General features: G+C 53.3%; 17 protein-coding genes. All 17 read right to left on the reverse strand.

Going from position 1 to position 21,987, the window contains the following annotated elements; genetic code table 11:
- Nucleotides 1-3,764 (reverse strand): DUF6531 domain-containing protein (locus IM291_RS15345; RefSeq protein ID WP_192987238.1); only part of this gene is annotated, 3,764 nt, incomplete at its 3' end.
- Between the two features lie 3 nt (nt 3,765-3,767).
- The gene (locus tag IM291_RS15350) at nt 3,768-4,208 is read right to left on the reverse strand and encodes a DcrB-related protein (RefSeq protein WP_047366812.1); all 441 of its coding nucleotides are present in this window, start codon (nt 4,206-4,208) and stop codon (nt 3,768-3,770) included.
- 73 nt (nt 4,209-4,281) lie between these two features.
- The gene (locus tag IM291_RS15355) at nt 4,282-5,358 is read right to left on the reverse strand and encodes a hypothetical protein (RefSeq protein ID WP_048998874.1); all 1,077 of its coding nucleotides are present in this window, start codon (nt 5,356-5,358) and stop codon (nt 4,282-4,284) included.
- A 3-nt stretch (nt 5,359-5,361) separates the two neighbouring features.
- A complete protein-coding gene (locus tag IM291_RS15360; RefSeq protein WP_074147927.1) occupies nt 5,362-5,916 on the reverse strand; it encodes a hypothetical protein in 555 nt (184 codons plus the stop codon).
- Nucleotides 5,917-5,991: 75 nt separating this feature from the next.
- Complete coding sequence (locus tag IM291_RS15365; protein ID WP_047366809.1) at nt 5,992-6,504, reverse strand: hypothetical protein; 513 nt, start codon at nt 6,502-6,504, stop codon at nt 5,992-5,994.
- Nucleotides 6,485-9,025 (reverse strand): type VI secretion system Vgr family protein, encoded by a 2,541-nt coding sequence (locus IM291_RS15370; RefSeq protein WP_192971788.1) that lies wholly within the window; start codon nt 9,023-9,025, stop codon nt 6,485-6,487. The genes IM291_RS15365 and IM291_RS15370 overlap by 20 nt, the downstream gene beginning before the upstream one ends.
- Nucleotides 9,026-9,182: 157 nt before the next feature.
- Nucleotides 9,183-10,283: an ADP-ribosylarginine hydrolase Tri1 gene (gene tri1, locus IM291_RS15375; protein ID WP_048998863.1), complete on the reverse strand. Its 1,101-nt coding sequence runs from the start codon at nt 10,281-10,283 to the stop codon at nt 9,183-9,185.
- A gap of 36 nt (nt 10,284-10,319) precedes the next feature.
- A complete protein-coding gene (locus IM291_RS15380) occupies nt 10,320-10,691 on the reverse strand; it encodes an immunity protein Tsi6 family protein (RefSeq protein WP_048958537.1) in 372 nt (123 codons plus the stop codon).
- 88 nt (nt 10,692-10,779) lie between these two features.
- A complete protein-coding gene (gene tri1 / locus IM291_RS15385; RefSeq protein WP_048998862.1) occupies nt 10,780-11,847 on the reverse strand; it encodes an ADP-ribosylarginine hydrolase Tri1 in 1,068 nt (355 codons plus the stop codon).
- A gap of 25 nt (nt 11,848-11,872) precedes the next feature.
- A complete protein-coding gene (locus IM291_RS15390; protein ID WP_192971786.1) occupies nt 11,873-12,223 on the reverse strand; it encodes an immunity protein Tsi6 family protein in 351 nt (116 codons plus the stop codon).
- A 348-nt stretch (nt 12,224-12,571) separates the two neighbouring features.
- Nucleotides 12,572-13,645: a hypothetical protein gene (locus IM291_RS15395; RefSeq protein WP_047366826.1), complete on the reverse strand. Its 1,074-nt coding sequence runs from the start codon at nt 13,643-13,645 to the stop codon at nt 12,572-12,574.
- Between the two features lie 22 nt (nt 13,646-13,667).
- On the reverse strand, nt 13,668-14,102 hold the full coding sequence (locus IM291_RS15400) for a hypothetical protein (protein WP_226840406.1): 435 nt from the start codon (nt 14,100-14,102) through the stop codon (nt 13,668-13,670).
- A 24-nt stretch (nt 14,103-14,126) separates the two neighbouring features.
- Nucleotides 14,127-15,182 carry a PAAR domain-containing protein gene (locus IM291_RS15405; RefSeq protein ID WP_024909805.1) on the reverse strand — a complete coding sequence of 352 codons (1,056 nt, stop codon included), beginning with the start codon at nt 15,180-15,182 and terminating at the stop codon, nt 14,127-14,129.
- A gap of 22 nt (nt 15,183-15,204) precedes the next feature.
- Entirely contained in the window at nt 15,205-17,163 is a 1,959-nt protein-coding gene (locus IM291_RS15410; RefSeq protein WP_192971785.1) for a type VI secretion system Vgr family protein, read from the reverse strand.
- 64 nt (nt 17,164-17,227) lie between these two features.
- A complete protein-coding gene (locus IM291_RS15415) occupies nt 17,228-17,638 on the reverse strand; it encodes a hypothetical protein (protein WP_226840400.1) in 411 nt (136 codons plus the stop codon).
- A 278-nt stretch (nt 17,639-17,916) separates the two neighbouring features.
- Entirely contained in the window at nt 17,917-19,338 is a 1,422-nt protein-coding gene (locus tag IM291_RS15420) for a serine/threonine-protein kinase (RefSeq protein ID WP_047367778.1), read from the reverse strand.
- Between the two features lie 24 nt (nt 19,339-19,362).
- Nucleotides 19,363-21,978: a type VI secretion system ATPase TssH gene (gene tssH, locus IM291_RS15425; protein WP_192987243.1), complete on the reverse strand. Its 2,616-nt coding sequence runs from the start codon at nt 21,976-21,978 to the stop codon at nt 19,363-19,365.
- Nucleotides 21,979-21,987 lie beyond the last annotated feature (9 nt).

The raw sequence follows: 21,987 nt of genomic DNA on the forward strand, positions 1-21,987 counted from the left end.
AGCTTGCCCCAGGCGCTGTTCACGCCTTCCCAGCGCACCTGCCCTTCGATATCCGTCATCCGCTCCGGCGTGCCGTTGGGCTGGCAGTGGAACCAGAAGATCTCCGGGGCATCAACGCCGTCTATGCGCGCCAGCGGATCGTAGCTGTCCTGATCGCTGTAGACGTAGGTCAGCGGCACGTCCCCGTGCACCTCCTGCAACAGCCGGAACCCTTCCCAGACAAATCGGGTGGTGACCGGCTTGCCGGTTGGCTGTCCGCCCAGCATTTGGCGGCGCGTTTTGCTGATGCGTCGCCCGAGCGGATCGTAGCGGAAGCTGACCTGCGTCTGCGGCCTGTTGCGGTCCCGCGGCTGGCTGATCACCTCCGTCAGGCGGTGCTCACCGTCGTAGCGGTAGTGCCAGCGGGTCTGTCCGTTATCTTTCTCCACGGTGCGGCCGTGGATGTCATAGCGCCAGCGAATACCGTTCAGCTGCGTCAGGCGGTTGTGCGTGACCTTCTCAGCAGTTCCTTCGAGCGGGTTACCCGCCGCATCCCAGCGCCACTGCTCCTGGCCGGGTAGCGTACCGTCCTGAACGAGCAGACGCCCGGCGCTGTCGTACTGCCAGCGGTACCAGCTGAACGGGTTATCGTCCCGCTCTTCCCTCACCAGGTTATTGCGATAGTCGTAATCCCAGCGGCGGGACCAGCGGCGCGGCGACGGGCGCTGGGCATTGCCGGTAAAGACGTCCCGGCGATGCAGTCGGCCAAGACGATCGTATTCGCTGCGGGTGGTCAGCAGCCCCTGCGTGCGGCTGGTTTCACGGTGAAGCTCGTCGCGGGTAAAGTCGGAGACCGACAGCTTATCGAGGGCAATGCTGAGCAGATGCCCGCTGCCGTAGTAGAACTGTTTCAGCTCGCGGCCATCGGGCAGCGTGACGGAGGTGCGGTTGCCCAGCGCGTCATACTCCCACGCCAGTTCGCCGTGCTCGCCCGCTTCGCGCGTGACGCGACCAAGCGCGTCGTACTCAAAGGCAAGCTCCTGCTCTGCCTCGGTGGTCCACGCGTCGACTGAAAGCGCAGGATGCAGCCCAATCCGGCTTAACAGCCCGGACGGCGTGTAGTGGTAGCGGGTCTGCCCTTCTGGCGTGGTGCGGGCGACCAGCTGACCGCTCGCGCTCCAGGCGAAGGCGTGGGTGATAGCCTCCGGATGGCCGGCGGCAAACGTGCGCGCTATCGTGCGTCCGCAGGCATCATAGCGATACTGCGAGGCCACGCCATCAAGCCCTACCTCTTCCAGCAGCAGCGAGTCAGCGCCCCAGCGGAACTGGTACGCTTCGCCGTTCTCGTTTTCCAGGGCAATCAGACGCCCGCGGCTGTCCCAGCGGCGACGGACCTCTTCACCCTGCGTATTACGGGTGGCGGTTAAGCGCCCCGCCTCATCGTATCTGAACTCACTCTCTTTCCCGTCGGCGCCCGCGTGCCTCACCGGCAGGCCACGTTCGTTCCATTTAAGCGACTCCGTCCAGCCTTCCGGACGGTCGAGCTGCACCGGGCGCCCTGCGGCGTCGTAGCGGTAGCGCGTCTCTTCACCGTCGGCGCTAATCTCTGCCACCAGCCAGCCCAGCGGGTGATAGCGATAGCGGGTAATACGCCCGGAACAGTCCGTCGAACGGACAATCTGCCCGGCCTCGTTGTACTCCTGATAGCGGCTGTTGCCGGCGGCATCGACCTCTTCAACGACCTGGCCGAACTCGTCCCGGCGCAGCTGCGTCGTCTGCCCCATCGGATCCAGCACACGCTTCAGTCCGTGGTGTTCGTCGTACCAGAACCGGGTCGCGCTGCCGTCTGCTTCAATGATTGACGAGGGGAGTGCGCGGTGCTCAAGCCAGGTGGTGGTGCGGGTATTGCCGTCGGCATCGATTTCCTGCACCCGGTTGCCCATCTCGTCGTAGACGAAGGTGACGGCGTTGCCGAGCGGATCGATGCGACGCGTCAGAAGCTCGTTATCGTCCCACTCGTAGCGCCAGTTTTCACCGCGCTCGTCGACGTAACACACAATCAGATTCTGCGCGTTCCAGTAGTGGCGTCGCGTCTGGCCGTCGTAGTGCTCGACGGTCGTCAACCCCGCGTCTAAATCGTAGCTAAAGCGGCAGCCATCGCCGGTGCTGGTGCGGTTTTCCACCACGCGCCAGTGATCGAATTGTTTCCAGCGGTATTCGCTCTCCAGCCCCCCCGGCAAGCGGTGCCAGACCATCAGGCCGTGGTCGTTGTAACGGTATTCACGCGTCACCACGCCGGAGGCGTCCGTCGCGCTCGCCAGCTGGCCGCGCGCATCGTAGCCCCACTGCATCAGCGGCCAGGTTTGGTTGCCGTCGAAATGGCTAGCTGCGGTAACCCGCTGCGGGAAACGTTCATCCTCATAGCGCAGGGTGACGTCTATCGCCCGCGGCTCGTCGTGAAGACCAACCAGCCTGCCGTGCTCGTCCCACGCCGTCAGCAGCGCGTTGCCGTATTCATCGCTGAGGGAGGCCAGACGCAGGATAGAAGGATTCGCGCGGGTCGGTTTGTACAGACGCCACACCGCGCCGTCATCGTCGGCAATCGCCACGTCGCCGCTCTCATTGCGGCGGATAATGATGCCTTCGCTGATGCTGTAAAACGCGCGGTCGACAGGCGGCAGCTCGAAGCTCAGCTCGCGCCCGGTTTCATCGAACCAGGTCGCATTGTTATCTTCCAGCGTCAGATAGCTGTCAAAAGTTGTAGCCCAGCCCAGACCGAACAGCCCTTCGCGGGTGGTCAGGCTGTTATAGCTGCGCTGCCAGCGCAGCGGGAAGCGCCCCGGCAGCGAGAAGTCGAGCTCGTCGTCGTCATTCAGCACCTTCACGCCGGTGGCAGCATGAACCGGGTGCGAGGAGCCAAACACGGCATTCACCGCCATATCCGCCAGCATCCCACCGCCTGCCGCCGCCAGCGCACAGGGCATGTTTTTCAGGATCTTGCCCGGACGCCCGCGCAGCAGGGAGAGCGCAATCATCCCCAGCGCGAGACCCGGCGTTTTACCGCTTTTGATATCGCGGACCGTGAGCGTGTCCCCGCCGATGATCACGTTAGGAGAGACATCGTCGGAAACGGTGCCTTCGCAGGTGGTGCGATCTTTCGCGCGCACCGCAGGCTGGCCGTTGATGAAGACGCTTTTGGAGCCTTCCGCCAGATACTGCGGCCCGGAGTGTTTTTCACACGCCACCTTGTCTTCTTCCAGCGGCGAGGTTCCCGCAGCGGCAGAGGCCACGCTCGGCTGCCACATTTCGCTGCCAAACTGTCCGGCGGCGGAAAGCAGCATGCCCGCGTAATCGGCAAAGCTGCCCGGCGACTGCGGCTCAGGGGGCGGGGTATCGGCGGGCGTGAGCGTGCCTGCCGCGCGCGCGGCAGGGATTGCGTTGGTCAGAACGTTGTTCGAACCGGTGGTGATTTTGCCCGCAGGCGACGGCGGGAAAAGCGCATTACCTAACCCTTCCGCGGCATTGCTGATATCGTCTGTGATCCCCGCCACGTTCGCCAGCACGCCGCCAATGATGCCGCTTAACAGACAACTGGATCCAATTGCTGCCACGCCTGCAGCTGCTGCCCCCGCCCCCAGCAATGGCGCCGCTACGGTTGCTGCTGCGCCTACCGCCGCACCGATCACCGCATAGGCGGCACCTTCCGCCACAATGCTGGTGATGTCAGCAAAAATGCTGGAGTGAATAATCTCGTCGCCCTTACGGGCCGCGTTGTTATCGCTCATGCCTTACACATTCCGGTTGTCGTTTAGCGTCAGACTCTGCTTAAGCGCGCTCCAGCGCACCTCGTCCTCTTCAGTGAATGCTCTGAGCGCTGAGAGGGTAAAAATCATCAATACCGGTTTGCCCGGCGTCTGCACGGCCAGCTGTTTTTGCCACAGACGCTGCCCGTTGCGGTCAAAGGTGGTCTCGACTTCCAGTCCGCTAATTTTTCCATCAGGCCCGGCTTTTACGCTCCGGAATTCGCTCTGGGCAATCTCACCCATCTGAGGACGCAGCACGTCCCACTGGCGGTGAAACTCTTGTTCGTAGTCGCTGCCGTCCGGGATAACGCCGCGGCTGACCACCACGGACAGCCCGCTTTCGTCATCGCGAATGATGTTCATGCTGTTATCCTGCCAGGCAGCAGGAAAAAGGGAAAATGAACCTTCCTGGAGGGTGTATTTCATAAGTGAACTCGGGATGATTAATATTGAGAGAAACAAAAGAGGCCAATCCATGCTGGCCTTTTGGCTGGCTGTTTTATTTAAGCCACTGGCCTGACTGTTCGACTAAAACATGACTGCCTTTGCTGACAACCAATTTCACAGGTGCATACGTCACGGTATAAGCGATCTCGCCATTCTTGTACGTTGAGCCGATTATTTTACCTGCGGAGTCGTGTAACGTTTTACCCCTTAAGGAGATCGTACTGTTATCGCTTTTGCGCACGCCGAGATAAACCATCTCGTCACATTTGCTCTCAAAATGGCCGCATTTGTTTATCAGCGAAATAGTGAATTTATCGGTGTCCAGTTTTCTGGTTTCCGCGTTTTGAACCGAAGCGGCTTTACGTAATGTATACCGCAGCGGGGCATAGTAATTTCCTTTTTGAGGAGGAGTAACTAAACGCCATTCCATTTCACGCCCCTTTATTTCCAGAACAGCCCGTCCACCTACGCCGCCAAATGATGAGTTGAACTCAACGCTGGCACGATTGCCAGCGATCGTACCGCTAAGATTTTGCTCATCATCTTCCGGGCAATCTATGCGGTTTCCTCTCTGGGAGATATAGCAATAAGAGCCGATGATTCGGTTGTCTGATTCAGCTAACCGCAGGGTTAACGTCGAGTCGTTCTTGTATTCGCCAGCCCACTCCCCGTCAAATACGAGTTTTGATTGGCCGAACGTTGCAAAATGCATCGCATTAAATCTGGCTGCCCACTGCTGAATATCGGCATGAATAACCGGGCTATTATCAGATGACTGGTAATGAATAACGTCCGACGTCGGAACCACCCAGGCTGCAAAGATTTTGCCGTCAGGATTGATGACCAGCGCGGATGCATTCTCCTGAAAGAGATCTTTTAACCAGCCTTCAACAAACAACCCACCACCTGTGGTGGTATGCGGTTCACCGAAGACATCAAAGTTATCAATAAAGGTCTGGTAATGATTTCCCAGCGTTTTCCTGAGATTGTCTGTCACTTCGCTGTCGTTAACGATGTGACTGACCGTATCGAGCTTATTATATTGCGATAATTCAAGCGCCGTTGTGGTTTCAACGACGCCTGTCAATAACGCCGTGAACAAAACGACTGCCAGATACTTTTTGGTCATAAATCACTCTGAAGTACCATTTTCGTAATTCATTGTTATTTTTACAACCTTACTGTCTTTAAGCTCAAAAGAGAGCAATTTCTTTCCCAATTCATAGGAAACCCACTGCTCCCCGGAATCATTTTCGACCTGACCACTGCCGTAAGCTTTATTAAGTTCATTTATTGTTGAACCAATATGGATCCCGCGAACTGTTTTGCCATCCGGAGCAGTTAACGTAATCTGCGCCACAATATAATCGTCAACACTTCGCTCGGTTTTATCCCACCAGAGATTGGAACTGAATATTCTTAACCCAGTCTTCTGATGCTGGTAGAATTTATAGTTCGTTCCGTCAAAAGGAACTTCACCGACAAAACTACCTTCCACAGAAACTGCAATTTTACGCGCAACCTCAGGAGTCCATCTCTCACCCAGTGCCACAATCTGGTCGTTTAACTGCAGAGAAAAATCATCTTTAGCCAGAATGAGCGGCATAGTCTGAGCCATTACTTCATAACTGCTCAGAAAGGTAGACATGAGGGTAAAAAAAAGAGAGACAGAAAGGCGTTTTTTCACGTTAATCGTCATTTGTTGGATAAATGTTATGCTACTCACTACTTTAAAAAGCAGTGAGTAATGAAATAAACATTTTTAGTCAGCGCTAATAGCGACCCCACCCAAGCAGTCAGGTTTTTTTACCGTGAAACTGAAGCTTATTTTTTGCCCATTCATATCCTTTAGCGCTGTATAACTGGTCACTTCGTTCTCCGAACGGCCTCGCGGATAATCAGTTAACGTCAGTTGCGGATAATGTTTTTTAACAGTGTCGAGAGTGATGCACTGGCCGGACGGTGAAAAATTCAGTAACGGTGCCATCCCGTCACTTTCTTTACTTAAACGTAAATCAATTGCAGTAATGTTCGTTCCATCCGCCAGTTTGATATCGTCGGCATTGTAGAAATTGATATATTCATTTTGTTTCGTTAGCTTGAATGACAACGGAGCGTTATCCAGACTGTTAACGGACAATGTTTTGAGCGATGCGCTCATTTCTTCAATGAACTGCCAAAGATCCTGTTTCTGCATGTTACCTCCTGCCATTCCCGTCGTTAATAAAGCCGCAAGCACCGCACCCGTTTTTAGACTATGGATAATTTTTATCATACCAACCGCCATAATAATCTTCGTAATATTGCCCTGTGGTAGACGTTTGTTCGCCTTTGCCAAAGATACGGCCTATCTGCGTACGCGCTTCACTTTCCTTTATAGCCCCACGTTCGAGAGAATCATAGATACGATTATATTGTGTCTGATTTGCCGGATTGCCTGCAATACCTATATCCCCACCCTTGTTGGCTATGATTTCGCGTTGGACCCGGATATTGTTCAAGGTTGCAGCGCCTTCATCACTGAGTGTGCTGTTGAGATAGGCGTCGCGCGAAGAAAAATCAATGTTAGGTTCATATAAAGCGTGACCACTTTCATGTGACAGAGACTGAACGACTGCATTCGGGTTACCGAGCTCATTTTTATCAACGGTAATAACGCGCTTTTGACGATTGGCAAACGTCCCCTTGCCTGCTTCACCTTCTTCAAATGTCCAGCCTCGTTTCTTTAACGTCGCTATGTCATTTTTCATCGTCGGTGATTTATCGACAAGACTATCTACATCCTTTCCATATCCGCTTGAAGGAACATTGGATGCTGGAGGCGTAGCGTTTTTAGAGGTTTCGGCTGGTGCGCTGGCAGCCACACCAGCCTTACTCTCCTTTCCCGGCGTAAATTTCGCCTGCACCGCCGCATCAATATCCCCTTTATGCCCAGAACCCGGCGCCGTTGTGCCCGGCTTGGTGCCAGAAGTATTCAGATGCAGCTTACCGCCCGTGGTGATATAACCATCCCCTTCCACGAAGAAGTTAAACTCTTTGCCGATCAGGTTAATCTTGCCGTTAGCGTTCAGCTCAATAGCGCTCTCACCTGAGACCAGCCGCAGCTTCGTCCCGGATGCAATAACATACTGCTCGACCGCCGCATCCAGCTTGCCTTTCCCCGTCAGGATCTCGGTTCCACCTTTCACCGCTTGAGTCTGGTTTGCTTCCACACGATGCAGCTCATTTTTCTTCACGTAATGGCTGCGCGCCCCGCCGACGCTGTGCGTTTCATCATTTTTAACGCTGGTATCCATATTGCGCTCGGCCTGGATCCATACCTGTTCTGCGCCCGCTTTATCCTCAAAGCGCAGGGCGTTGGCGTTGTCCACGGAGCCCCCTTTCGTGCGGCTCATAAAGCCCATCTGCGTCGCTGCGGCCGGAAGCGCCCACGGCGGCATGCTCGCGTCGTTATACACGCGGCCGGTAATAATCGGACGGTCCGGGTCGCCGTTGATAAAGTCCACCACCACCTCGTCGCCGACGCGCGGGATCTGCACCCCGCCGTAGCCCTGGCCCGCCCACGCGCTCGACACGCGAACCCAGCAGGAGCTGGTGTCATCGCCCTTCGCCAGCCGGTCCCAGTGGAACTTCACCTTCACCCGGCCATATTTATCCGTCCAGATACTCTCCCCCTTCGGCCCCACCACCTTCGCCGTCTGCGGGCCGTAGGTGCGCGGCCAAGCCGTGCTCTGCGCCGGGCGGTAAACCACCGCCGACGGAATGACCGTGAAATCGGTACGGTGTATGGTCTCCCCCTCGCCGCTCGCGTAGCGGTTCTCCTCGAAGTGGTAGCCCGCTGCCGTCACCAGATACTCCCCGTTGTCGCTAAAGAACGGCGCGTTGGTTAACGTGAAGGAGTGCCCTGGCGCTATCCCCGCCGCCGTGGCGGTGGCCTGAATCTGCTGATGCTCCACCTGCCAGCGCTCCTGACGGATACGGGCATAGAACTCCCCGTGACCTTTGTCCACAAAGCGACCCGGCCAGTCGTACACGTCAATGCTGCCCGGCTTCGGCGACGCCGGGTTCTGCTGGGCCTGGAAAAGCCACGCGTTCGGCTTGCGGAAGTCATAGTCGTCGAGGCTGTAAATCCCCGGCGTCACGCTGTCCTCCAGCGCCCACTGGCTGATGCCCTCTTCATCCGTACTGCCGCCGGACGGCGTCTGGTGGTAAGGAATGACCTCATAGCCGCTGAAAGGCTGATGCTGCGTGGCGGCGTCAGTCAGCACCAGGGTGTGCTTGTCCGCATCGTGGCTGAAGTGATACGCAATCCCCTCCAGCTCCATCAGGCGGCTGATGAAGTCCAGGCTCGACTCCTGATACTGCACGCAGTAGTCCCAGACCCGGTAGCTGCCGGTGAGTTTATCCTCAACGTTGACCTGATGCTCACCCAGCAGGGTTTTCACAATCTGCGGCACAGTCTGCCCCTGGAAGATACGCAGGTTACGGTCGCGCTTCATTGGCCACAGGTCCGGCTCCACCGTCAGCTGATACACCGCATAGCGGGTGCCCGTCAGCTCAACGGCGCTGACCGCCACGCGGGTAATTTTTCCGTTAATATAGCGGGACGTCAGCAGATTCTGCGTCGGGATGGTCACCGTGACCGGCTGGCCCAGCAGCTTACTGCGGTCGATGCGTGCGTTCGTGCCGAGCACGGTCAGCGCCAGCGCGAACGACTCGGACATCGCCTCGCGGCCCGTCAGTTTCCAGAAAAGCAGCCCCTCCACCGGGAGCTGAACGGTAATTCGGTTGAGCATAATCATTATTCCACTATGGACTAATCTCAGTGCCAGAAGTTAACTCATTTCAATACGCAAAGCGTAAACGCTGCTGGTTTGATAATGAGTAGCTGTAAGATTGACTTCTCATGCCACAAAAAAACCACTTTTCCTGAATTTTCATCGAGATAAACAGTTACAAGAAAGTGTCTTCAGGGGCTCTATCGAACAATTCACCAGCCATTTTGGCGATACGTTCATGTTGTACGAGTTTATTTTTCCACTCCTGCGGAATAGCGGAATAACCATATAATGCTCCCGCTATTTGTCCCGCCGTTGCCGCAACGCTGTCAGCGTCATCGGCAAGATTGGCAGCCAGCAGAATCGCATCCCGGAAATTATCAGTATTCCATACGGACCACATCGCGGCCTCAAGCGTATCGATTACATAACCACTTGAACGAATCTGATCGCGAGTTTTTTTCTTATATTCACCCGCGTTGATAATCATTACACGTGGCTGAAGCGGCATGACATGCGGAGAAAAAATAAAATCTTTATTGCTACCATTAATCATATGCACAAGCAAATAACTTAAATACTGAGTGCTATTTATTGCTTCCGCGGCACCGTGTGTTGCGATACTTTGTTTTTTTGCTTCATAAAACGATTTGTTTAATGATTTTCTAAAAAAAATTGAGACAGGTGCTTGTCTGATAATGGATGCATTACCTGCAGTTTCTGGCGCAGTATTACCGCTCCACCCGGGACCAACAGTTAAATATTGATCTAAAGCAAATCGAGTTGTATTACCTATATCAAAACAGATGCCATTTGAACTGTTATAACCATGCTGATACCAGTCCAGAAGCTTATTCCTGAAGCATATAGTATCAGCATCACCTTTCTCAAGAAGCGTTTCCGCAAGACATAATGCCATGGATGTATCATCCGTCCATTCACCTGCGCGGAGTCGAAATGGCCCACCACCTATCATATCTTTGACATGTGCTTTGTCACGAGGTAAAAATTCAAGCGTTGTACCTACGGCATCTCCAACAGCAAGACCAATAAGCGCACCGACAGCACGATCCCGTGATTCCGCGAGTGAGATGTTACATTGTGGTGTTAAGTCCCATTGTTTTTGTACATCGCAATCAAAAGATGATTCTAATAGTTTATCATTATATTTATACTGCATCTTCTGCTGGACTGAAAGACTGCTAACAGGTAAGTACTTACGATATATATCTACATATTTTAACAATACATTCAAATTAGCATGTAAGTCTATCACCATTCACCCATAATAAAATATTTTTAATATCAACCCCTAGAATTCATCAGGATATTTCATTTTAAGATTATGTTGTTTCATTCTGTAATTGGCATCAACCTCATGCGGCAGTCTAACCTTTAAGCCTCGGCGGATTTGATCCACAATAAACCAGGCATCCGACAACCTTTCAAAAAACAACTCATCAGAGTTATCGAACTCCTTCACTGCATACATACCGAACGTCATTTCCCATAATTTCGCTTTATCCTTTTCCTTGCCTTCAATTAAATCCCAAAGAAATAATAATTGTTGTACAATAGAGTCGTACATTTGTAAAAGCGGAGAGTGAGGATCCTGATTTTTGACCTCAGCATATCTCTTTTTTGCTAAAATTAATGCTTTTTCAACATAACCAAAGATTGTCATTTTATCCTTTGCATGGGATTTAGTTAAATTAAAGCATCACACCAGATTGAAGTCATTAGATTCCACCGTTTATCATTGGCAATTCTAACTATAAGAAATTATCCTCAGGTGCTCTATCGAATAATTTACCCGCCATTGTAGCTATCCGTTCGTGTTGTACGAGTTTGTTTTTCCAAGCCTGCGGAATACCGGAATAACCATATAATGCTCCCGCTAATTGTCCTGCCGTCGCCGCAACGCTGTCAGCGTCATCGGCAAGATTGGCGGCCAGCAGAATTGCATCCCGGAAGTTGTCAGTATTCCATACGGACCACATCGCGGCCTCAAGCGTATCGATAACATAACCACTTGAACGAATCTGATCGCGAGTTTTTTGCTTATACTCACCCGCATTTATGATCATTACGCGCGCGCACAGTGGGAAAACATGAGGGGAAAAAGCTTCTTCTTTTTGATAACCGTTAATTAAATAGTGCAATACCAATCCGAGAAATTGGCATGCGTTAATTGACTCTACCGCGCCATGCGTTGCTCGACTCTGAGCCTGGGATTCGAAGTAAATCGCACGCAGCGATTTTCGACGAAAGATAGACACCGGTGCTTGACGAATAACCCCAGCATTACCAGCAGTGTGTTTCTCTGTATTACCATACCAGGAAGGTCCGACACGCATATACTGTTCAAGTGCGAATCGCGTCGTATTCCCGATATCGAAGCACCGACCATTACTACTATTCTCTCCGTCAAGATACCATTTCAGGAGATATTTTCTAAGCACATCGGTGTGCATTCTGTTTTCTGAAAGATAAGTCTCTGCCAGACATAATGCCATGGACGTATCATCTGTCCATTCACCAGGTTTTAATTGAAAAGGTCCCCCACCAATCATATCCGCTACATGTTCGCTGTCTCTGCGTTTAAATTCAAGAGTAGTGCCAACTACATCTCCAACAGCCAAACCCACTAACGCCCCAAGTGCTTTATCGCGTGAAACATCTTCATTTGTGATTAAAGGTAATATTTCATCCCATACATGAGAGGAATTTGAATCATCAATGCTGCTTCTTATTACCTTACGAACATTAACTGGCATGTAGTTACGATAACGATCGGCATAATGATTAATTACTGAGTCTTCGCTGTAAAGATCTATCATCCCGCACCCTTTAATCAAACGTTGTTTACCACTTGCGATATCGTTTTTGCCTTTTCAAATACTCAACGTCTTGCTCATGAGGGAGAATAAACTTCAATCCTTTTCCCATTTGCGAAGCTATATAATTAACATTGGACAAATGCTGAGCAAGTTCTGCATCGGTTGTATCAAACTCTTTTGACGCAAGCACTCCAAGATTTAATTTGTGCAATTTACTTTTATCTTTCTCAGACCCCGTTAGAATAGACTTAATATAGTCCAACTGATTCTTCGCCATAACATATAAAGAAAATGTAGGATTTTCATATAATCGATGATTAATTGCATCAATAGCATCATTGATATAATCCAGCGCGGTGTAATTTTCTTTACTCATGAGTCACCTCAAATACTGCCCTGGCGATGGCCTGAACCTGCGGATGCTCCACTTCTACCTGTTACACAGCATAGTGCGTGCCCGTTCTCTCAACGGCACCGTTCGCCACATGGATAATCTTGCCGTTAACATAGCGGGATGTCAGTTTTCAGAACAGAATATCCACTCCCGCGAGCTGAACGATAGTTCAGCTGAGCATGATTTTTTATTCCACGATGATCTGTTCTCAGTGCCTGAAGTTAACTAATCCTCAGAACGAGGGCGGTTATGATATTATTTCTGTGAAACAAAAAATAAAACCACATTTCTATGGTTTTATTTAGATGGCCATGAATTAACTTTGTCAGCTCATCGTTTTTCTATGCGAAACGTAGAAAGAATGATTTCCATGCATCGTTTATTGGCTTCGTAATAATAATCCTGATGATTACGATGAGGCCCAACCACCTCAACGTAACACCACAAATCATTCATTTTAAAGATACGCATATCGTAATAAGCCCTGATATTCTCAGCAGCACTGACTACCTCTCCCGTACAGCTATAAAGATCGCCTGTAAACGAGGGATTGATATCATTTGGGATGCTGGCAATGTCCGATGTCGTAAGAGAGACCGCACTATCGTGGCGGTTAAAGCGCGCAGTTGCTTCATCGAAAATAGCCTGCGCAGCGGGATAATCAGCCTGACGGAAAAGACAGAAATTAATCACTCCATGGTTGACGTTACCTATTGTGTGTTCAATTACCAGACGATTATCATCCAGCGTATTCACCAGCCATGAATCCGGAATTTTAAATCCACTGTCATTTTTGTTGCTAAGGCTGACTGTTTTCAACAGTTCTGAAAGCATCAAATTGCTGCGATGCAGTAAATCCCAGTTGATAGCAATCAGGAAAATAGTATCGGCAATCGTGTTGTAATCTTTCGACGCACAAGCCGTTTTCAAAAGGAAGTAATTTCCCCCACCATTTACAGGATTATAATCCTTCTGCACCGTATATCGTGAAACGACCTCATCACCCGATGGCATCGTTTTAATGGACAGGATATCCGCAAACTTCCCGCTTCCTGAAGGATGCGTAATTATTCTTTGGCTCAGTACTTTCTCACCCATTAAATCGAGCTTATTTATAAGCCAGTCTGACGCATTCATCTCCCACTGACAGTGTTCATATGCAGCCCAGACTTCAATATAGGGGCCGGTGTCATCGGCGATGTATCGTCCGATATTCGTCAGCCCAACCTCCTGAAATGTGATCGGCTTTAACTCTGCTGGCTTAACATTCTGGGGTAACAATAGCCAGTAATGAAGCATCTCTTTTTCTGCAGAGGTATAGAGACATTTCCAGAAATTTTCCCGAATCTCTTTTTCCTGATCCTTCATCTCAAGAGGAAAAAAATATTGTTTTTCAGCAACCATAATGCAACCTCACTCGTCGCGCTTACTTAAGCCATAAACCCGAAAACATAAGGAAGCTTCCGAGGGTAATTAAGCTTTTAGCAAAGATAAGTAAGCCAGGCGCCACGGCACGTGTCATAGACGATAATTTTTCATAATTTTCCGCGTTGTATCTTTTGTGCCCCCCCATAATCCCGGAAAATAACGTGCAGAGCAGCACTAATGTGATCTTTAATCCCCAAACACACAAGAAAGACATGGATAAGATGATCGAATAATGCTTGGCCGTTGCGACGGAAAATAATGACATTGACTGAGCAAGCCATTTCAACGTAAAGCCAATGACGACCGTAGCCACTAACACTAGAACGAACATTAACCCCGCAAGGAGCCATTGCTTTTTGTTAAATAAATCTTTTCCATTCCAGATAAGCGCTAGCGTCCAAATCATAAAGACTATAAAGAAAAACCAATGCATCACAACGTTCCCCATTTACACATTTTAATCTCCTATCAGGACTGTAACACAGCCAGTCTTAATCACACCATCGCCACTGCCCGCCGCTGGGGACGGCTTACTTTCATCATCGTCATAAATCCAGTCAAGAATCGGTTTGAGAGCAAATTTGATACTGGCATCCCCTCCCAGACCGAGCGCCGCTGCAAGCTCACCGGACACCTTAAGGTTGAATGAATAATCAGTGCTATCAATCCAGGTTCCCACGCCTGCAGAAGCGCCAGCGCTCCCTGCACTCCCTGAAAGCTTGCCATCGGCAACGACTACGCCATAAAAATCGGCTTTAGCCGTCGCCTCTCCTTTGACCGCCGCGGCTTCTGCGCCAAGTTCAACATTAAAACCATAACGCCCTTTATTTCCGTCATATAGTTCACTGACGGCCTTCGCTTCAGCGGTTGCCAGGTATACATCCCCACCGACGCCGCCGTATTGTTGCCCTTCTTTTCCAATGCTTCCCGAGGCGCCATATTGTATTGCGGTGGCGTTTGCATTGAGATTAATCGCCCCGTAATCAGCTCGATCGGTCACTAACGTGCCGCTGGCAGTCGCCACCCCTACTTTAGTACGTACCTCGCCTTTATATTTATCCTGACTTTTTGTATTCCCGACCGTGATATCGGCAAGTGCGAATCCGGCTGAAGCCGTATCGGGTTTTCCAAAGCCGGATTTATCTTCAAGGCTTGCATAGGCGCCAAGCACACGGGCGTCGTAAACATCACCATGTATAGCACCATCTTTACCCGCATCCTTCGCCGCCGTTCCGCCCCAGTATTGCGGAGGTGCGGGTTGAGTGGATGCGACCGCAGGGGTCGCTGAGGTATTGCAACCCGTCTTGTCACCTTCCCTGGCGAGAGGCAAACCATTCACAAATACCGTTGTTGAACCACTGAGAATACTTCCCTGACCATGTTGGGAGCATGAAAGCGGGTCGCCTTTTCGTGCTGCCGGAAATCCGCCAATAATTACGTTGGGACTTCCGCTTTGAATTGGGCCAGTATGTGCGCTGGAATCAATGCGCGCTCTGGCGGCTGGTTTTCCCATAATAGCGTTCTCTGTACGCAGATTAACTGTTAACTTTTACAATCGCGCCCTTAATATCGGTAAGGTTAGTTCCCGTTATACTCACCGTATCATTTGCTTTGAGCTCGGTATTGATCCCATCACCTAGTCTTGTAAGCTCATCACCTTTGAAGATGGCTTGTTCCACAGCCTCTGCTTTGAGGTTGCCTTGGCCTACGTGAATCTCAATGGTATCCGGGGCGATCAGAATATAGTTGTCTTTAACTTTGAGTTTAATCGTGGTCACAGATTCCAGCAGCGCGTTACCTTCTTTATCCATGGTCAAGACGGTTTGATCTTTCCCAACGTTTATAACGTGCTTGTTACCAATATTATGCGTTTCATTATTACCTACATCTGATTTCAGGTTCCGCTTAATCGTAATATTCTCATCCTGTCCGATGGTTTTTCTACGATCGACACCGACATCATGAGTTTCAGAATTTTCAATATCCGTATCCATATTTTTTTCTGCATGGATCCAGATCTGCTCGTGCCCGGCTTTATCTTCAAAACGGAGAATATTGGCATTGTCTTTATGGCCATCTTTGCTGCGGCTATAAAAGCCCATCTGCGTCGCCGCAGCCGGAAGCGCCCACGGCGGCATGCTTGCGTCGTTATACACGCGGCCGGTAATAATCGGACGGTCCGGGTCGCCGTTGATAAAGTCCACCACCACCTCGTCGCCGACGCGCGGGATTTGCACCCCGCCGTAGCCCTGGCCTGCCCACGCGCTCGACACGCGAACCCAGCAGGAGCTGGTGTCATCGCCCTTCGCCAGCCGGTCCCAGTGGAACTTCACCTTCACCCGGCCATATTTATCCGTCCAGATACTCTCCCCCTTCGGCCCCACCACCTTCGCGGTCTGCGGGCCGTAGGTGCGCGGCCAAGCCGTGCTCTGCGCCGGGCGGTAAACCACCGCCGACGGAATGACCGTGAAATCGGTACGGTGTATGGTCTCCCCCTCGCCGCTCGCGTAGCGGTTCTCCTCGAAGTGGTAGCCCGCCGCCGTCACCAGATACTCCCCGTTGTCGCTGAAGAACGGCGCGTTGGTTAACGTGAAGGTGTGCCCTGGCGCTATCCCCGCCGCCGTGGCGGTGGCCTGAATCTGCTGGTGCTCAACCTGCCAGCGCTCCTGACGGATACGGGCATAGAACTCCCCGTGACCTTTGTCCACAAAGCGCCCCGGCCAGTCGTACACGTCGATGCTGCCCGGCTTCGGCGACGCCGGGTTCTGCTGGGCCTGGAACAGCCACGCGTTCGGCTTGCGGAAGTCATAGTCGTCGAGGCTGTAAATCCCCGGCGTCACGCTGTCCTCCAGCGCCCACTGGCTGATACCCTCTTCATCCGTACTGCCGCCGGACGGCGTCTGGTGGTAAGGAATGACCTCATAGCCACTGAACGGCTGATGCTGCGTGGCGGCGTCAGTCAGCACCAGGGTGTGCTTGTCAGCCTCGTGGCTGAAGTGATAGGCGATCCCCTCCAGCTCCATCAGGCGGCTGATGAAGTCCAGGCTCGACTCCTGATACTGCACGCAGTAGTCCCATACCCGGTAGCTGCCGGTGAGCTTATCCTCAACGTTGACCTGATGCTCGCCCAGAAGGGTTTTCACAATCTGCGGCACCGTCTGGCCCTGGAAGATACGCAGGTTACGGTCGCGCTTCATCGGCCACAGGTCCGGCTCCACCGTCAGCTGGTACACCGCATAGCGGGTGCCCGTCAGCTCAACGGCGCTGACCGCCACGCGGGTAATCTTGCCGTTAATATAGCGGGACGTCAGCAGTCTCTGCGTCGGGATGGTCACCGTGACCGGCTGGCCCAGCAGCTTACTGCGGTCAATGCGCGCGTCCGTGCCGAGCACGGTCAGCGTCAGCGCAAACGACTCGGACATCGCCTCGCGGCCCGTCAGTTTCCAGAACAGAAGCCCCTCCACCGGGAGCTGAACGGTAATTCGGTTGAGCATAATCTTTATTCCATTTAGCTTATGCGATGCAAAAAAGCGGGTCGCATCTCTGATAAAGCATCATTCAAGAAAGGGGCTTTTCCCGCTCGTTCATCCAAAAAACAAGAGAGTAGATTTTCAGTGACTCTGATGTGACAAATAACCCTACATTCAACCAGACGTTTGAAATTCCAAACACGCTTACTAAAAGAGGGAAAAATGAGACTGAACATCTGAATGAAATCAAACGAAATAATTCCTGAGCAAGAGCAAATTTGACTGCGCCGTTCTTTCGTTTGAAGAATAACCAGGCCGAAGCAAACAAAGAGAGTAGTAAAAGTAAGTCAAGCACAAAAAAAAGCATGACCAAAATGCTGAAACCATCACCTGCAAAATAATCCAACGAAGCACTAAATGCTTTTGCGTCAGAAAGAAATGGGATTCTGTTGTGGCGTACTGAATTCGCGCAATAAATTAAAATTGCGAGAAGATCCATACTTCCCCAGAAATACCCTGATTTACTCTTTAAATGAGCGACATTTTGTTTATACACGTAATTAACACTGACAAATTGGAATTCCGCATCTTCGCTTCAGCTAACTCTCCGGGGTCGGAGACAAAAGGGCCTGTCGTTTTTCACTGACGGTGGTCAATTAAGACCACCGCTACTAAGCCAACTGAGCTTTCAATCCTAAAGCGATTTTGTACATAAAGAGAAGAGACGATCTTCGAACACCTTTGGAATAAGTCTCTGGCCTTGAAGATCGTGCATTACTAAGGATTCACCAGCCAGGTGCCCGGCTTGCTGATATCCAGCGTCTGGCTGCGCGTTCTCCCGTTGCCCTGCAGTTCAATCTTCGTCTCACCCGCTGGCAGCTTGAGCGAGGCATAGCCGTTGGTCGCCGGACGCAGCGCTTTTGGTTCGCCGTTCACTTTCAGCGTTTCACCGTCCTGGATACGGATATAAACCAGCGCGACCGGGCTGGCGTCGGCAGGTGGTGGCGTCTGCTGTGCCGTCGCTGGCTCGCTCACCGTCGCCGTTTCTGGCTTCACCTCTGGCGCGTTCGCGGCAGTTTCTGTCGGACGCGTCTCTGACGGAGCCTGGGCAGCCTGCTCAGGCGCATCATTCCCACCGCTGAACAGCATCGCCCCGGCGACAACGCCCACCAGCACGCCCGCGGCAACCATGCCCGGGATCTTATAGCGACGCCAGTCGAGCACCGAAGCTGGCTTCTCTTCCTCAACCGGAACCAGCATGGTGCCGGTTTTTTTGGCGGTGAGCACGTCATTGATCCCGGCGACCGGCATCTCAATCAGCGCCGCGAATTCGTCGATAGACTGCGGACGGTCCTCCATGTGCAGCGCCAGCGCGCGATCGATGGCCTGCAGCAGCGGGATGGAGTAGCCCTGCGGCATGATTTCCACCAGCGGCTTACAGGTATCCTGGATGGAGCGCACCACGCTGACCGGCGGCGGAGAACCCACAATCAGGGTACGCAGCACCGCGCCGAGGGCGTAAATATCCGTCCACGGCCCCTGCTCGCTCTCGTTATCGTCGGTGTACTGCTCAATCGGCGCAAAGCCGGGGCGCAGCATGGTTTCCGTTTCGTCGGAGAGGTTACCGATGGTGCGGCGCGCGGAGCCGAAATCGAGCAGCACCGGCAGGCCGTTATCCTGGATCTGAATATTGTCCAGAGAGATGTCGCGGTGCAGATAGCCTTCGTCGTGGATGGTCTTGATCGCGCCGAACAGCATCGGCAGCGTGCGGCGGATCCAGGCCTCGTTGATCAGCTCCGGTTTTTCTTCGCGCAGGCGTGAAAGCGTGGTGCCGCTATAAAACAGCGTCCCCATGTAAGCCGTGTCGTTTTGCACCCAGAAACGCAGGACGTGCAGCAGGTTCGGGTGGTTAAAACGCGCCAGCAGACGCGCTTCCTGAATAAAGCTATTCAGGCCCGCGGAAAATGCTTTGCCAAAGCGCTCGCTGCGCAGCACCAGGGTCATGTCGTCGCCGCGCACGGCGAGCGAGGAAGGCATAAATTCTTTGATAGCGATAGTGCGTTCGAGCTGGTGATCCCACGCGCGATAGACAATGCCAAAACCGCCGCCGCCGATCACCTCTTTGATTTCAAACTCGTTGAAGCGGTACCCGACCGGGAGCGCGTTTGGGACAGTCCGATTGTTATCATTATCCGTCATCTTTTACAGTTCTCTTGATGATTATTACGCGGCAAACTGACAGTGAAACTCGCCCTGCTCGCAGGTGACATGCAGGCGTCGGTACTGCTCGTCGCTGCGGCTGGCGGTAAGTAAGATCTGGCTCATCTGAGGCAGCAGGGTGTTAGTCAGGATAGCATCCACCATGCGGCCACCGGACTCCACCTCGGTGCAGCGCTGAACAATCTGTTCCACCACGCTGTCGTCAAACTCAGAAATAATGCTGTGATTCTCTTCCAGACGACGCTGAATGCGCTTGAGCTGCAGGCGCACAATCTGCCCGAGCATCTCGTCGCTGAGCGGGTAGTACGGCACCACCAGCAGGCGGCCCAGCAGCGCCGGCGGGAATACTTCCAGCAGCGGCTGGCGCAGCGCGCCGCTTAATGCGTCAGGCTCCGGCATCAGCTCCGGATCGGCGCACATGGCGCTTATCAGCTCGGTGCCGACGTTGGAGGTCAGAATAATGATGGTATTACGGAAATCAATGTGGCGCCCCTCGCCGTCCTCCATCCAGCCTTTGTCGAAGACCTGGAAGAAGATCTCATGGACGTCCGGGTGCGCTTTTTCAATTTCGTCCAGCAGCACCACGCTGTAAGGGCGACGGCGCACGGCCTCGGTTAACACGCCGCCTTCACCATACCCTACGTATCCCGGAGGCGCACCTTTTAAGGTGGAAACGGTGTGCGCTTCCTGGAACTCGCTCATGTTGATAGTGATGACGTTCTGCTCGCCGCCGTACAGAGATTCCGCCAGCGCCAGCGCGGTTTCAGTTTTCCCGACGCCGGACGGGCCGCACAGCATAAAGACGCCCACCGGTTTGTTCGGATCGTCGAGCTTCGCCCGCGAGGTTTTCACGCGTCGGGCAATGAGATCCAGCCCGTGACGCTGGCCGATAACGCGCTGGTTCAGCGTGTCGGCGAGGTTGAGTACCGCGTCGATCTCGTTTTTCACCATCCGGCCCAGCGGGATCCCGGTCCAGTCAGAGACGACTGCGGCGACCACGTTTTCATCTACCGCCGCAAAAAGCAGCGGCTCGTCACCCTGCAAGGCGTTCAGCGCCTGCTGCTGCTCCGCCAGCTGGCCGCGCAGCTCGTCGGTCTCTTCCTCGCCCGCCGCAAACAGCGCGGCGCGCAGGCGGATGATCTCCTGCACCAGACCGCGCTCGTCTTCCCAGCGCCGGGCCAGAGCTTCGCGTTTTGTTTCATACGCGTCGCGCTCTGTGATTAATGCCGTTACGCGCTCTGCGTCACCGGCGCCGACGCGCGCTTCGCGTTCAGCAATTTCAATTTCAACGTCCAGCGCGGCAAGATGGCGCAGGCAGTCTTCCAGCTGCGCCGGCGGCGCGCTCTGGCTGACGGCCACGCGGGCACAGGCGGTGTCGAGCAGCGCAACGGCTTTGTCCGGCAGCTGACGCGCCGGGATATAGCGATGGGACAGCTTCACCGCCGCGCTGACCGCTTCGTCGAGCAGCAGGACCTGGTGGTGCGTCTCCAGCGGCGACACGGTGCTGCGCAGCATCAGAATGGCTTTCGCTTCGTCCGGCTCGTGAACCTGTACGGTCTGGAAACGACGGGTCAGCGCCGGGTCTTTCTCGATGTACTTTTTGTATTCCGCCCAGGTGGTGGCACCGATGGTGCGTAGCTGACCGCGCGCCAGGGCCGGCTTCAGCAGGTTCGCCGCATCGCCGGTTCCCTGCTGGCCGCCTGCACCAATCAGAGTGTGGATCTCATCGATAAACAGAATAATCGGCGTGGCGCTGGACTGGACTTCATTAATGAGCGCCTGCAGACGGGCTTCAAACTCGCCTTTCATGCCCGCGCCTGCCTGCAGCATGCCGATATCCAGCAGCCACAGCTGAATATTTTGCAGCGGCTCCGGCACGTCGCCGTCGGCGATACGCAGCGCCAGCCCTTCAACGACTGCGGTTTTGCCGACCCCGGCCTCCCCGGTCAGCAGCGGGTTGTTCTGGCGGCGACGCATCAGGATATCTACCATCTGGCGGATCTCCTCGTCGCGCCCGACAACCGGGTCAATCTTCCCGTCGCGGGCGCGGGCGGTCAGGTCCTGGCCATACTGGGCCAGCGTCCCCTGCGCAGCCGGTACCATACCCGCCGGTGCATCGACGGCGGCAGCGGCCTGCTGCGTCTCTTTGCTGTTGGCGCAAATAGCGTCGAACTGCTCGATCAGCACTTCGACGTTAAGGCGGGTGAACTGCGACGAGATGCTTTTCAGCACGTTGGCCAGATTCCAGGTCTTGAGGATGCCAATCAGCAAATGGCCGCCGCGAATGCGGCTGACGCCAAACTTCAGCGAGCCGAAGACCCAGGCGCGCTCCACGGCGCTGTCGATATGTTCGGAGAGATCGGAAACGGAACTTGCGCCGCGAGGCAGAGCGTCCAGCGCCGCCACGATATCGCGCGTTAGCTGCTGTTCGTCGAGGGCAAAGTGGCGGATGACCTGCTGCAGATCGCCATCCTGCTGCTGCATCAGCTGATGCAGCCAGTGCACCAGCTCAACGTAGGGGTTGCCGCGCAGCTTGCAGAAGGCAGTCGCGCTTTCCAGAGAGGTAAATAACAGCGTATCCAGTTTGCCGAAAAGCACGGCACGGCTAATTTCTGACATGTTCGGTTC

The sequence above is a fragment of the Enterobacter cloacae complex sp. P27C genome, assembly GCF_014895705.1.
In the GTDB taxonomy this organism is placed as follows: domain Bacteria; phylum Pseudomonadota; class Gammaproteobacteria; order Enterobacterales; family Enterobacteriaceae; genus Enterobacter; species Enterobacter bugandensis.